A 15,013-nucleotide genomic window follows, 5' to 3' on the forward strand; every position below is an offset into this window, starting at 1 on the left:
CCAAAGAGCAGGACAATTGTCTTGCCTAAGCTCAGTTATTGCTTAAAGTTGATTGCTCATTTGTAAAAACTGTTCTGGCGAGGGTACACCCACCAGAGTTAACTCTTTTCGATACTGACCAAGTCCATCATAAAAGATAAGCGTTGGCGGACCAAGTACTTCATAGCGCTTTGTAAGCTGCTTCGACGCTTCATCATTAGCCGTCACATCTACTTTTACCAGCAACATTTGCGCCATCCTGTTCTGAACGGCTGAGTCAGCGAAAGTGACGTAATCCAGCTCCTTACAGGAGACACACCAATCCGCGTAGTAATCCAGTAAAACAGCCTGTCCTCTCGATTTAGCCAGGCTCAATTGAGCGTCTAAATCGGTTGGATTGGTCACGGTTACAAACTCAATCTTCGCTGCAGTCGTGGCTTCACTTGTCGATACGAGGCCTTTCAATGGGTAGATCAAACTCTTACCACCGGACAGAAGTCCTAGAGTTAAAGAGGCACCGTAAACGAGCAGGATAACCCCTACCCCTTTGGCAATCTTCTTAACGCCATGAACTTCTGAGGCGTGGCTTTCAAAGACACCCATAAAGACAGAGGTGATGATTAGGATCAGCGCGACCAATCCCATCGTCACCTCAACCGGCACGATGCGATCTAACATCCAAACCGCCATCAAAAGAAGAACGACACCAAAACCGGCTTTGACACTCTCCATCCAAAGACCCGCACGTGGCATGTACTTGGCTGCAGAGGTGCCGATCAATATCAGAGGAATACCCATACCAATCGACAGTGAGAATAGTGCTAACCCGCCAATAACAGGATCACCCGTTTGACCAATATAGATCAAAGCGCCCGCCAACGGAGCAGCCATACAGGGACCCACAATCAGTGCAGAGAGGAAGCCCATAACAGCCACACCAACATAACTGCCACCTTTCTGTTTATCAGAATTGCGACTCAACCAGGTTTGAACAGAGGACGGCATCTGCAGCTCGTAAAAGCCAAACATAGAGCCTGCTAACAGAACAAACAGAAGACTGAATACAGCAATTACGGCAGGAGCCTGAAGTGCCGCTTGCAGATTCGCTCCAAACACTCCTGCCAGCACCCCAGCGATTGTGTAGGTCACCGCCATAGCCAGCACATAGATGATCGACAAGGCTAAACCATGCTTGGCATTAGTGTTGTGACCATGACCGGCAATAATGCCCGACAGAATCGGAATCATCGGGAATACACAGGGCGTCAACGATAGAGCCAAACCCGCTAAAAAGAAGACGCCGATCAAAGTCCAAGTGGAGTTACCTGATAGGGTTTGTAAGAACTGATCCTGCTCACTGACAATCTCTGTCGTAGTTGCGTCAGCAGGAGCCGTTTTTGCAGCCTGTAAAGCCTCCGATAGACCAGTGTAGGCAACCACACCAGTCACCGGTGGATAACAGATTCCCCCTTCCCAGCAACCTTGGTAGCTGACATCAAATTGACCCTCAGCCGCTGCAGTGGTTTGACGCGCCAGCTCAACGGTCACCTCAGCGCGATCATGAAAGACCTCTACAACACCAAAGACAGGATCCTCTTTAGTATCAGTCGCGGAATCGGATCGGCTAACTTGGCTAACCCCTTCTGGAAGGGTTAACTCGATTCGATCTTGGTAGAGGTAGTAACGAGGCTCAATATCCCATACCAATAGAAAGCGGTTAGCATCCAGTTGCTGAGCACTGAATTTAAACGCCTGTTCAACCTCTAACGGCTCATCACTGTTACCACCAAACAGAGACGCATTGGCGCCTGACAGTGACAATATGAACGCCATTAACAGGCTGAGTGTGAATTTGATAGAACGCACAAAGTCCTCGCATTAAAACTTATCTATCGCAATAACGAAGATTTAAATTACACAGTTAGAGCTATTATTCCGTTTTGTCGGTCATAGATCACTAAAATTCGTATTTTATACTGACAGAGCCCTTAAACCAGACCATTGACTGTGTTACAAACGCTCTTCTTTCAAAGGATTATTCGGATTTAACCCATGACCGATACTCGTATTGACGATTTAAACGTCGAATCAAATGACCCACTGGTCACACCCAATCAGCTTAAAAAAGAGTTACCTCTGTCTGATAAAGCTGCCGCGAGCGTGATGGCCGGCCGCAACACCATCAAACAGATTCTTAAGCGCGAAGATAAGCGCCTGTTCATCGTGGTAGGCCCTTGCTCTATTCACGATCCAGAAGCCGCGATCGAATATGGTCGTCGCCTATTGAAGCTGCAAGAGCAAGTAAAAGATTCACTCTACCTAGTGATGCGAGTTTACTTTGAAAAACCACGTACCACCGTCGGTTGGAAAGGGTTGATCAACGACCCTCATATGAACGACAGCTTTGAGATTGAAGAGGGTCTTCGCATTGGTCGTAAGTTACTGCTTGATCTAGCTGAGATGGGCCTTCCTCTGGCGACTGAAGCATTGGATCCAATCTCACCACAGTACATGCAGGACCTTATTACTTGGTCAGCCATTGGCGCGCGTACCACTGAATCGCAAACCCACCGTGAAATGTCCTCAGGCCTATCTTGTGCCGTTGGCTTTAAAAACGGGACTGACGGAAGCTTAGATGTTGCTATTAATGCGATGCAATCGGTCAGCCACCCTCACAGTTTCTTGGGGATCAACTCAGAAGGTCAGGTATCCATCGTCCGCACTCGTGGTAACCAATACAGTCATGTCGTACTTCGTGGTGGTGCGGGACGTGCCAACTACGACACCGTCAGCGTCAATCTAACAGAGCAAGCGTTAGAGAAAGCGAAGCTGCCACAGAACATTATGATCGACTGTAGCCACGCTAACTCAAACAAAGATCACAACCGCCAGCCACTGGTGGCTAAGGATGCAATGCATCAGATCGTTCAGGGCAACCGCTCAATCATCGGTCTTATGATCGAGTCGCACATTAATGAGGGCAACCAGTCGATCCCTTCAGATCTCAGTGAATTGAAATACGGTGTATCGGTGACGGATGCCTGTATCAACTGGGAGACGACCGAAAGCTCACTGATTGAGATGAATGATCAGCTTGCTGAGATTCTAAAAACTCGATAAGCATCGATCGGATACAAAAAAGGGAAGCGGTTACGCTTCCCTTTTTCATTTCAGCGGATCAGTGATGATCGCTGCCACAACCACAAGATGACTCACCCCAGTATTTCAATTTACTGGTTTGACCGATACCTGCGTTGAATCCATTGGTTGGATCCAGACTACGGTAGAACTCTTTAAGCGCCTCTTTCGCAGCATACTCATGACCAACGTTATGTTCCGCTGGGTATTCAGCACCACGCGCATCAAAGGTATCCAAAATCTGGTTCTTAACCGCTTTGGCATCAACACCTGGTTTCATGATGTAGTTCTGGTGCATGACGTGGCAGAAGAAGTGACCATAGTAGACCTTAACGGCAATTTGATCCGCTAGCTCTTGTGGCAGCGTTTCAAACCAGTCGCGCTCATTACGAGGAAAGGCCACATCGATGGTCATGACCGCACCTAGCTTATCGCCTTCCATGATTTTATTACGTCCAATCGCACCACCGGCAACAAAACGGTGCAGTATGGCCTGCTCTGCTTCGCGCTCAGTACACTCGAAATACTCACCTTCGTTCGTTTTAAAGAACTCATTAAGGTAAGCGCGCATCTCATCGACACACTCATTCCCTGTTTCGAGAATCCAGTGGTGTTCAAAGCGATCACGATACTCTTCCATGCTAGCGGGTAGATGATTTGGCCATAGGTAGCTCATCCACTGCAGCATCTTGTCCGAGAAGTTTTTCGGTAAAAAGCCTAGCTTATTGGTCCAACGATCAACGGTGCGTTTAATCGCAAACATCTTAGGCATGTAGGAAGCACCGAGTTTGTCGATCACGATGAACGAATCTTTACCGTACTTCTTAGAGACGTCATAACAGGTACGGTGAATGTACTCACCGGCGATAGGCAGATTCTTAAAGGTCGACAAGATATCGCGACGCATCTGCTCCATAACCGCAGGGTCATTAGTACCAACGTAGAACACCTGCTGTTTCTTTGGAATCTCGAAGGTATCCATACGCACAGCAAAGACGGCCAATTTACCGGCACAACCAGACGCTTCGTGCAGACGACGACCATCATTGTTGTAGCGAGAGGGTGTCTCAGCATCAATATCACGAATACGATCGTTGTACTCGTTATCGGAACCCAGCAGATCTGGGTACTGGACATCATCAGCGCGATAACGCTCGTACTGAAGATTTTCGAGCATCTCCTCAGGTGTATCACCCAAGTTGATTCCTAGATTGTTCACCAACTCCAACTCACCGTCGGCATTGATCTGAGCAAAGATAGACATCTCTGTGTAAGCAGGACCACGCTGAACTAACGCACCGCCAGAGTTGTTACAGATACCACCGACAATAGACGCACCAATACATGAGGAACCGATGACAGAGTGAGGCTCACGACCGTATGGACGCAGGCGATCTTCCAGACCAAAAAGCGTAGAACCCGCAAGACCCACAATCTGTTTGCCCTGATCAATCAGGTGAATAGAGTCGATGCGCATGGTACTGATGATCACGATAGGACGATCGTAATCGTCACCATTGGGAGTAGAGCCACCGGTCAAACCGGTATTCGCGGCCTGCATAATGACGATCACATCCGCTTTGACACAGGCTTGCAGACAGTGCCAAACCTCAACCAAGGTTCCAGGACGAACGACAGCTAATGCACTACCACCACCCAGACGAAAACCGGTAGCGTAAGGCGCCACACGATCAGATTCGGTTATTGCGTACTTCTTACCAACAATGGTTTGTAACTGCGAAATAAGTGCCTGAGTCGACATTATTCAAAGCCTCTATCTTAAAATCAGATGCGGATTATAGCGGATCCTGCGGGGAATTAAATTTAGCTTTCGCAATGCACAAAAAAAGAGATCACTTTTATCTGCCCTCATTATGTAAAAACCAAAAAGTTGACATATCAACTTTTTGGATCTATTGTTCATTTCACAATAAATAACACCATCGGAGAGAAGCAATGAGTTCAATGGATACCGATCTAATTCATGACGATCAGCCTTACAAAAACCATCCATATCAAGGTAAACAGATCAAAACACTACCACTGGCTTCATCAATGGGTGCTGAGGTACTGGATGTTCAGTTAAAAGATCTTGATGACGAAGCCTTTGAGGAGCTCAAAGAGGCACTCTGGCACCACAAGATGATCTTCTTGCGTAAGCAGAACCTCTCCCCTGCTGATCAGTTGGAGTTTACAAAGCGCTTTGGCGAGTTAGGTACCGATGCTTACACCACAGGTCTTCCTGGCTTCCCAGATGTACAACCTGTTATCAAAGAGGCTGATACCAAATCTAAAATCATCTTTGGCGGTGGTCACCATACCGATTCAGCCTTTCTAGAAAGACCACCATCAATCAGTGTACTTCACGGCATCGAAATTCCACCCTATGGTGGTGATACCATCTGGTACAACTCAGTGATGGCGTATGAGAGCCTGTCTGCTGGCATGAAAAAGATGCTAGCGCCGCTAAAGGTTCATATGGCTGCTGACCGCGTTATAGGCTCGATGAAAAAAGTGGTTGAACAGACAAAGAATATGACTTCAATGACCGATATCGAGTTAGAAATTGATATCGACGCGATGATGCGCGGAAACTTCCATCCGATGGTTCGCAAGCATCCAGAATCTGGTCAAGTGTCACTCTATGTTGATGGTGTCTACTCAGTCAATATCGAGGGAATGGAGCGCCGCGAGTCAGAACCTCTGCTTAAATTCCTACACGAGCACGCAACGCAAGAGTTCTTCTGTTGTCGTTTACGCTGGGAAGAGGATACTGTCGCCATTTGGGACAACCGCATCTGTCTTCACCGCGCGTTTAATGATTACGATGGGTTCCGTCGTGAACTGCATCGCACAACAGTCATGGGCGAAAAGCCTCAGGCTGCGTTTGAAAGTTAATGTCAGATAAATTGGACATTATTCGACACAGAGAGGGGCATGAAGTTCTCGACTATGATCGATACCTTCAACACCTTATCTCTGTGATCGCCAATAGGCTGACAAGCTACTCATCAAGCCAGTACCTATCGCAATTTGGTTTGGGCTCAGTTGAGATGCGGGTTCTCGCATCTCTGGCTTATCAGCCAAACCAAAAGGCAGCTGAAGTCTGCTCCCTGATCAGCATAGATAAGGCAGCGGCCAGTCGAGCCATGGCTAAACTGGACTCACAAAATCTGCTCATTGGTGAAACAGCCACACCCAAAGGCAAGCAAAAACGCTGGTCACTTAGTGAAAAGGGTTGGGCACTACATCAACGCTTCTTGGACGTGGTGCTTGATCGTCATGAGAGAGTCGTAAAAGAGATTGATGAGAGTGAATTAGTTCAATTTGTTGGGACCCTTCACAAATTGATTAAAAATATTGAAACGCTCGACACCGAATAAATAAAAGGACAGAACATGAGTAACGATCCAAGATTTCAGGTAGATCTACCCGATGCACCTGAAGGAATGAGTGACACTGAATGGCAAGCCCGCCTTCAACTCGCAGCGACCTACAGAATGGTTGATCACTTTGGCTGGACATTCATTGTCTACAACCATATCAGCCTGCGTATTCCTGGAACTGATGAGTTTTTAATCAACCCATTCGGGGTTCGTTATGATGAAATGCGCGCATCAGACCTGATTAAGATCGATATTGATGGTAACGCCCTTTCTGAAAGTGAATGGAACGTCAACAAAGCAGGCTACACCATTCACTCAACGATTCATAAAGCCCGCCCCGATCTGCACTGTATATTGCATACACACGAGCCAGTTTCACAGTCACTGTGTGCGCTGGATTCACCGTTAATTCCTGTTACACAAGAGGGTTGTCAGTTCTTCGAACGCACTGGCTATCATGACTTTGAAGGGATCGTTCTGGATGGCTCTGAGGGACCACGGCTAGCGGCTGCAATGGGTGATACCAACCACACGCTTGTTCTCAAGAACCACGGTCTTCTCACAGCAGGCCCAACTTGTACCTGGGCCTTTGTAAGACACTTTGCTTTCATTAGAAATGCACAGGTGCAATTGGCTGCTATGGCAGCAGGCAACCTGAACCCAATTGATGAAGAGATCATTCGAAAAACTCGTCATCAGTTCGAAGGCGGCGAAGCTCAAGCCAATGCAAAAGTTAGACACCCTGAGTGGCCGGCGTTGATCCGTTTGATCGATCAGAAAGATCCTAGCTGGAAACTGTAAAAGAAAAAGCCCTCTGACAAGAGGGCTTTTAGTGGGCATAATTATATGCCACCCATACAGAGGTATTTAATCTCTAGGTAGTCATCCAGACCGTACTTAGACCCTTCTCGACCTTGGCCACTCTGTTTAACCCCACCAAAGGGTGCCATTTCTGAAGAGATAATCCCTTCATTGATGCCCACAATCCCAACATCCAGTGCTTCAGCAACACGCCAGACACGGCCAATATCGCGACTGTAGAAATAGGCTGCCAAGCCGAATTCTGTGTCATTTGCCAGTGCGATGGCCTCCTCTTCTGTTTCAAACTTGTAGATAGGTGCCACAGGACCAAAGGTCTCTTCGTAAGTCACACACATATCGGTTGTGATGTCAGCCAGTATGGTCGGCTCAAAGAAGGTGCCACCCAGTGCATGGGGCTTTCCACCTAATACAATCCGAGCCCCCTTCTCTACCGCGTCTTTGATGTGTCGTTCAACCTTGTCGACCGCAGCTTGGTTGATCAGAGGACCTTGAACAGCGTCGTCCACTTCAAGACCGTTACCCACTTTAAAGGCTGAAACACGCTCAGCGAGCTTTTGAAGGAATGACTCATAGATACCGCTTTGGACAATAATACGGTTTGCGCAGACACAGGTTTGGCCAGTGTTTCGATACTTAGATGCAATCACACCTTCGATAGCCGCATCCAAATCAGCATCATCAAAAACGACGAAGGGGGCATTTCCTCCCAGCTCCATACTGACTTTTTTGACGCTGTCGGCGGCTTGTTTCATTAGAATCTTGCCGACCTGCGTCGAACCAGTGAAGGAAATTTTACGAACTTTATCTGAACTCGTAAGCGCACTGCCTACGGCAGCCGCTTTAGCTCTCGAGCTTGTCACAATGTTGATAAGACCCGTAGGGATACCTGCTCGTGCTGCAAGTTCTGCCAGTGCGAGAGATGAAAGCGGTGTATCTTCTGCCGGTTTAGCAACCACTGGACATCCCGCTGCTAGCGCTGGTGCAATCTTGCGCGCAATCATGGCATTCGGGAAGTTCCAAGGAGTGATTGCACCCACTACACCGACTGGCTGTTTGATAACAACTAAACGCTTATCACCCGTAGCTGCAGGAATGGTATCACCATAAACACGCTTGGCCTCTTCAGCGAACCACTCGATGTAGCTCGCGCCGTAAGCGACCTCACCACGCGCTTCTGCAAGAGGCTTACCCTGTTCTGCTGTCATCAAACGCGCTAGATCTTCCTGATTCTCCATGACCAAATCAAACCAACGACGGATAAGATTAGCTTTCTGTTTGCACGGAACGGCTTTCCAATCGGCCCAAGCAGCATCGGCCGCGTCGATAGCTCGTTGAGTATCGACCTCATCCATATCGGGAACTTCAGCAAGTAACTCTCCAGTAGCTGGATTGGTCACGGCGAATGTTTCGCCGGAATGTGAGTCTACCCACTGACCATTAATAAACGCTTTAGAGATAAGAAGAGAGGTGTCGCTAAGTTGAAGTGGCATGATCAAAAGATCCTGTGGTCTGGTTATAAACGTTATTCAATATAAACAATACGTTAACCCGATGGAAAGGATCAATTATATGCTGTTTTGCGGAGTGAAATTCACTTGTTTAGTGGTGAATGAAGAAAGGGCGGATGACAGGCTGAAGGCCTGTCACCTGGGTACTAACCCACTACGCAGTTACCGTGCCAGGCCTTCAGCCTGACATCGGCACTTTCAGCATTTTCCAGAGACTAAAAGGTATCCCCTGGAACATGCACAGAACCCGTCATTAGAAGACGCGCACTTCGGCTCATGATGGCGGCTTTAGCAGTCCACTCACCATTCACCTCTTCCGCTTTTGCACCGACACGCAAGGTACCCGATGGGTGACCAAAGCGAACGGCATCGCGCTCTCCGCCACCGGCAGCGAGGTTAACCAGCGTACCCGGTACTGCTGCTGCCGTTGCGATAGCAACTGCCGCTGTACCCATCATCGCGTGATGAAGTTTACCCATAGACAGTGCACGAACTAGAACATCTACATCATCCGTTGTGATCTCTTTACCACTAGACGCTGTGTAGTTCTTTGGTGGTGAGACAAAAGCAATTTTAGGGGTATGTTGACGCGTCTCAGCCTCTTTAAGATCCGTGATTAGACCCATCTTTAGCGCACCGTGGGCACGCATGGTTTCAAAACGCGCTAGCGCTTCAGGATCATTATTGATCGCTTCACGAAGCTCAGTACCTTGGTAACCAATCTCTTCTGCATTGAGGAAGATGGTTGGGATACCTGAGTTGATCATTGTCGCTTTAAAAGTACCCACACCAGGAACTTCAAGATCATCGACAAGATTACCTGTTGGGAACATAGAACCTTCGCCATCGGCTGGATCCATGAACGACACTTCAATCTCAGCTGCGGGGAAAGTGACACCATCAAGCTCGAAGTCACCTGTCTCTTGTACCTGACCATTAGTGATCTGGACTTTACCGATGATGGTCTTCTTGATGTTGGCCTGCCAAATTTTGACTTCGCAGATGCCGTTTTCAGGAATCTTAGCTGGGTCGATTAGCCCTTCATGAATAGCAAAAGGGCCAATAGCCGCCGATAGGTTACCGCAGTTACCTGACCAATCCATAAATGGACGATCGATCGCGACCTGACCAAAAAGGTAGTCAACATCATGATCTGGCATGGTGCTTTTTGAGACGATAACCGTCTTCGATGTCGATGAAGTCGCACCACCCATACCATCAATTTGAGCACCGTATGGATCTGGGCTACCAATGACACGCATTAACAACTTATCGCGCGCTTCACCTGGAACCTGACACGCATCTGGTAAATCCTTCAGATTGAAGAAAACACCCTTAGATGTACCGCCACGCATGTAGGTAGCGCGAACCTGAATTTGAGGAACAAATGCCATTTCAAACATCTCCCTTAATTTAAAAAAGGGCCGCGATGCGACCCCTTGTAGTTAGCCAATTGCTTATGCATTGCCCTCAAGAAAATCTTGAGCAAAGCGTTGCAACACACCACCAGCTTTATAGACACGAACTTCTGCAGCCGTATCAAGACGACAGGTCACTGGTACGCGAACCTGTTCACCGTTACGACGATTGATGATCAGCGTTAGATCTGCACGTGGCGCGATCTCACCTTCCACATCGTACGACTCAGTACCATCAATACCGTAAGTATGACGTGTTTCGCCCTCTTTGAATTGAAGAGGTAGTACGCCCATACCGACTAGGTTAGTACGGTGAATACGCTCGAAACCTTCAGCAACGATCGCTTCAACACCCGCTAGGCGAACACCTTTAGCCGCCCAGTCACGTGATGAGCCCTGACCGTAGTCAGCGCCAGCAACGATGATTAGGTTCTGCTTGCGCTCCATGTAAGTCTCAATCACTTCCCACATGCGCATCTGTTCACCCTGAGGTTCTAGACGAGCTAGAGAACCCTGAATGATCTCGCCGTTCTCATCACGACACATCTCATTCAACAGTTTCGGGTTAGCGAAGGTTGCGCGCTGTGCTGTTAGGTGGTCACCACGGTGAGTTGCGTATGAGTTGAAGTCCTCTTCTGGAAGACCCATCTTAGCAAGGTATTCACCCGCTGCAGACGACGCAAGAATCGCATTCGATGGCGATAGGTGGTCAGTTGTGATGTTGTCACCTAACACTGCCAATGGAAGCATACCTTTTAGCGTACGCTCACCTGCCAACGCACCTTCCCAGTATGGAGGGCGACGAATGTAGGTCGACATTTCACGCCAGTCGTAAAGTGGGCTTGGCGCTTTCTCAGCTTCACCTAGGTCAAACATAGGGATGTAGATCTGCTGGAACTGCTCTGGCTTAACGGCCTTAGCGACAATCGCATCGATCTCTTCATCTGATGGCCAGATATCTTTAAGCGTTACTGGGTTACCGTTGGTATCCGTACCCAATACATCGTTTTCGATATCAAAACGCATCGTACCGGCAATCGCGTAAGCAACGACAAGTGGTGGTGATGCTAGGAATGCCTGCTTAGCGTATGGGTGGATACGGCCGTCGAAGTTACGGTTACCCGATAGTACAGCTGTCGCGTAGAGGTCACGATCAATAATCTCTTGCTGAATCACAGGATCAAGCGCACCCGACATACCGTTACAGGTTGTACAAGCGTATGCCACGATACCGAAGCCCATCTTCTCAAGTTCTGGAAGAAGACCCGCCTCTTCTAGGTAAAGTTTTGCAACTTTTGAACCTGGAGCAAATGACGATTTAACCCAAGGCTTGCGCACAAGGCCAAGCTCGTTAGCACGTTTAGCAACAAGACCTGCAGCAACAACGTTGCGGGGGTTAGAGGTGTTGGTACATGAAGTGATCGCTGCGATGATCACTGCGCCATCTGGTAGCAGGCCATCAGCCTCTTCCGCTTTCGCTGCAGCCAATTTCGCTTCGTCAGCGATACCGCGATTGGTTAGATCCGAAGTTGGTAGACGACGGTGTGGGTTTGATGGACCTGCCATGTTACGGACAACAGTTGATAGATCAAACTCAAGAACTCGCTCGTATTCAGCCGTAACAAGATCGGTCGCCCATAGGCCAGTCTCTTTAGCGTACTGCTCAACCAGTGCAACCTGCTCTGGTTCACGACCCGTCAGTTTTAGGTAGTCGATCGTCTGGCCATCGATGTAGAACATCGCAGCCGTTGCACCAAACTCTGGAGTCATGTTCGAGATAGTCGCACGGTCACCAATCGATAGTGAATCAGCGCCTTCGCCGAAGAACTCAAGGTATGCACCAACGACACGCTCCTGACGTAGGAACTCAGTCAGAGCCAATACGATATCAGTCGCAGTGATTCCTGGATTACGTTTACCCGTTAGCTTCACACCCACGATGTCTGGAAGACGCATCATTGATGGGTGACCCAGCATAACAGTTTCAGCTTCAAGACCACCGACACCGATCGCGATAACACCCAGTGCATCAACGTGAGGCGTGTGCGAGTCAGTACCGACACAGGTATCAGGGTAGGCAACCCCATCACGCGCCTGAATAACCGGAGACATCTTCTCAAGGTTGATCTGGTGCATGATGCCGTTACCGGCTGGAATTACATCAACGTTTTCAAACGCAGTCTTGGTCCAGTCGATAAAGTGGAAACGGTCTTCGTTACGACGATCTTCAATCGCACGGTTCTTATCGAACGCTTCTGGATCAAAGCCTGGTGCCTCTACTGCCAACGAGTGGTCAACAATCAGCTGAGTTGGCACGACAGGGTTAACCTTAGATGGGTCACCACCCTGATCCGCAATCGCATCACGCAGACCTGCTAGGTCAACCAGTGCTGTTTGACCAAGAATGTCATGACAGACAACACGCGCTGGGTACCAAGGGAAATCGAGGTCACGCTTACGCTCGATTAGCTGTTTTAGCGAATCAGTTAGAGCGTCCGGCTCACAACGGCGAACCAACTGTTCTGCCAATACACGCGATGTGTAGGGAAGCTTCGCATAAGCGCCAGCTTCAATTGCTTCAACCGCTGCACGAGTATCGAAGTAGTCGAGCGTCGTGCCAGTTAAAGATTTACGGTATTGAGTATTCATCATTTCAAGTTCCTACTCTTAATTAGGCACGGTCTTCAATCGCAACCCACTCAGCCGACTCAGGGCCAGTGTAGTCTGCAGAAGGACGGATAATACGGTTGTTTGCACGCTGTTCGATGACGTGAGCAGTCCAACCCGCTACGCGCGAACAGACAAAGATCGGCGTGAACAGTTCAGTAGGGATACCCATGAAGTGGTAAGCCGATGCGTGGAAGAAGTCCGCGTTACAGAAGAGTTTCTTCTCACGCCACATGACCGCTTCAACACGCTCAGAAACAGCGTAAAGGTGCGTATCACCTACCTGTTTAGAGAGTTTTTCAGACCACTCTTTGATGATCGCGTTACGTGGATCTGACTCGCGGTAGATCGCGTGACCAAAGCCCATGATCTTATCTTTACGAGCCAACATACCCATGATCGCTTCCTCTGCTTCGTCAGCAGATTTCCAGTTTTCGATCATCGCCATCGCCGCTTCGTTAGCGCCGCCATGCAAAGGACCACGCAGTGAACCGATGGCACCGGTCACACAGCTGTGAATGTCAGACAGCGTTGACGCACAGACACGAGCCGTAAAGGTTGAGGCATTGAACTCATGCTCTGCGTAAAGGATCAAAGAGGCGTGCATAACATCGACGTGCAGCGGCTCTGGTTTTTTATTGTGAAGCGTCCATAGGAACTGCTCTGCAATAGAGTCTGCGTCTGTCTCTGTCTCAACTCGGATGCCTTTGTGAGCAAAGTTGTACCAGTAGTTGATGATGCCAGGGAATACCGCCAGCATGCGATCGATGTGATCGTGCTGTTCGCTAAAGTCCATCTCTGTCTCAAGGTTACCCAACATAGAGACACCGGTACGCATCACATCCATTGGATGAGCATTTTTAGGGATGTTCTCTAGAACCGTTTTAAGCGCTGCTGGAAGTGCGCGCATGCCTTTCAGACGTGCTTTATAAGCATCCAGTTCCGCTTGGTTAGGCAGTTTGCCGTATAGAAGAAGGTAGGCAACCTCCTCAAACTGCGCATTGTCAGCCAACTCTTTAATATCGTAGCCGCGGTAAGTAAGACCAGCGCCCGATTTACCAACCGTACAGAGTGCCGTTTCACCCGCAGATTGACCACGCAGACCTGCACCACTTAATTTTTTTGCTTCAGCCATCTCTTTCTCCTTGAATGACATGGACCTGCGACAGAACAACAGATCCGAGAGTTAGGGATTAGTTACTTGTTTTTACCTTCTTGGAACAGAGCATCTAGCTTCTGTTCAAAGTCGTGGTAGTTCAAGAAATCGTAAAGATCCATGCGAGTCTGCATCGTATCCACAACGGCTTTCTGATCGCCATCACGCAGTAGCGCTTCGTAAACGTTCAAAGAGGCTTTGTTTGCTGCACGGAAACCAGACAGTGGGTAAAGAACCATCGTACAACCGTTCTCTGCCAACTCCTCTTTATTGAATAGAGGTGTCGCACCAAATTCAGTGATGTTCGCAAGTAGGTGTCCACCGTTAATACCCTGAGAGAAGGCTTTATAGTCTTCAAGCGTATGAACCGCTTCAGCGAAGATACCGTCAGCACCCGCTTCTAAACAGGCTTGTGCACGTTCAACGGCTGCGTTAAGACCTTCCATCTGGAATGCATCGGTACGGGCAATGATAAAGAAGTCATCGTCTGTTTTAGCATCAACGGCCGCTTTAACACGATCAACCATCTCTTCTAGAGAGACGATCTCTTTGTTTGGACGGTGACCACAACGCTTCTGAGCAACCTGGTCTTCAAGGTGACACGCCGCTGCGCCACCACGAATCATCTCTTTAACCGTACGTGCGATGTTGAATGCACCACCCCAACCTGTATCGATATCAACCATCAGAGGCGTATCACAGGCTGCTGTTACACGACGTACATCTTCCATCACATCGTTCAATGAGGTCATACCTAGATCAGGTAGGCCGTAAGAGGCGTTTGCAATACCACCACCAGAGAGATAGATCGCTTGGTGACCAACACGTGTTGCCATCATTGCGTTGTATGCGTTGAAAGTACCCACAACTTGAAGTGGCTTGTTATCGGCTAGTGCCTTACGGAACTTAGCACCTGGGGACATCGACTGAGTCATCTCT

11 protein-coding genes are annotated in these 15,013 nt (G+C 48.6%); 4 read left to right on the forward strand and 7 right to left on the reverse strand.

Going from position 1 to position 15,013, the window contains the following annotated elements; all coding sequences use genetic code 11:
* Positions 1-42: 42 nt before the first annotated feature.
* Positions 43-1,845, reverse strand: coding sequence for a protein-disulfide reductase DsbD (gene dsbD / locus XMG48_RS08400; RefSeq protein ID WP_371731446.1), 1,803 nt, complete (start codon positions 1,843-1,845; stop codon positions 43-45).
* 186 nt (positions 1,846-2,031) lie between these two features.
* Here dsbD and XMG48_RS08405 point away from each other — a divergent pair, with 186 nt between their 5' ends.
* Entirely contained in the window at positions 2,032-3,099 is a 1,068-nt protein-coding gene (locus tag XMG48_RS08405; RefSeq protein WP_173481615.1) for a 3-deoxy-7-phosphoheptulonate synthase, read from the forward strand.
* Between the two features lie 58 nt (positions 3,100-3,157).
* On the opposite strand, the gene dld is transcribed toward XMG48_RS08405, so the two are convergent.
* Positions 3,158-4,879, reverse strand: a complete 1,722-nt coding sequence (dld, locus tag XMG48_RS08410; protein WP_173481616.1) for a D-lactate dehydrogenase — start codon at positions 4,877-4,879, stop codon at positions 3,158-3,160.
* A gap of 194 nt (positions 4,880-5,073) precedes the next feature.
* Here dld and XMG48_RS08415 point away from each other — a divergent pair, with 194 nt between their 5' ends.
* From XMG48_RS08415 to XMG48_RS08425, 3 genes are read left to right on the forward strand one after another with little or no spacing between them, the layout of a single operon-like run.
* Positions 5,074-6,015, forward strand: a complete 942-nt coding sequence (locus XMG48_RS08415) for a TauD/TfdA family dioxygenase (RefSeq protein ID WP_173481617.1) — start codon at positions 5,074-5,076, stop codon at positions 6,013-6,015.
* On the forward strand, positions 6,015-6,500 hold the full coding sequence (locus XMG48_RS08420) for a MarR family winged helix-turn-helix transcriptional regulator (protein WP_173481618.1): 486 nt from the start codon (positions 6,015-6,017) through the stop codon (positions 6,498-6,500). The genes XMG48_RS08415 and XMG48_RS08420 overlap by 1 nt, the downstream gene beginning before the upstream one ends.
* 15 nt (positions 6,501-6,515) lie before the next feature.
* Positions 6,516-7,304 (forward strand): class II aldolase/adducin family protein, encoded by a 789-nt coding sequence (locus XMG48_RS08425; protein ID WP_173481619.1) that lies wholly within the window; start codon positions 6,516-6,518, stop codon positions 7,302-7,304.
* A gap of 41 nt (positions 7,305-7,345) precedes the next feature.
* On the opposite strand, the gene XMG48_RS08430 is transcribed toward XMG48_RS08425, so the two are convergent.
* The 5 genes from XMG48_RS08430 to prpB all read right to left on the reverse strand — a co-directional run bounded on the left by XMG48_RS08430 (position 7,346) and on the right by prpB (position 15,009).
* Entirely contained in the window at positions 7,346-8,815 is a 1,470-nt protein-coding gene (locus tag XMG48_RS08430) for an NAD-dependent succinate-semialdehyde dehydrogenase (protein ID WP_173481620.1), read from the reverse strand.
* Between the two features lie 233 nt (positions 8,816-9,048).
* Positions 9,049-10,227: a 2-methylaconitate cis-trans isomerase PrpF gene (gene prpF, locus XMG48_RS08435; protein ID WP_173481621.1), complete on the reverse strand. Its 1,179-nt coding sequence runs from the start codon at positions 10,225-10,227 to the stop codon at positions 9,049-9,051.
* 63 nt (positions 10,228-10,290) lie between these two features.
* Positions 10,291-12,900: a Fe/S-dependent 2-methylisocitrate dehydratase AcnD gene (gene acnD / locus XMG48_RS08440; RefSeq protein ID WP_173481659.1), complete on the reverse strand. Its 2,610-nt coding sequence runs from the start codon at positions 12,898-12,900 to the stop codon at positions 10,291-10,293.
* Positions 12,901-12,922: 22 nt separating this feature from the next.
* Complete coding sequence (prpC, locus tag XMG48_RS08445; protein ID WP_173481622.1) at positions 12,923-14,053, reverse strand: 2-methylcitrate synthase; 1,131 nt, start codon at positions 14,051-14,053, stop codon at positions 12,923-12,925.
* A gap of 62 nt (positions 14,054-14,115) precedes the next feature.
* On the reverse strand, positions 14,116-15,009 hold the full coding sequence (gene prpB, locus XMG48_RS08450; RefSeq protein WP_173481623.1) for a methylisocitrate lyase: 894 nt from the start codon (positions 15,007-15,009) through the stop codon (positions 14,116-14,118).
* Positions 15,010-15,013 lie beyond the last annotated feature (4 nt).

The sequence above is a fragment of the Marinobacterium sp. xm-g-48 genome (assembly GCF_013282925.1).
Lineage (GTDB): Bacteria > Pseudomonadota > Gammaproteobacteria > Pseudomonadales > Balneatricaceae > Marinobacterium_E.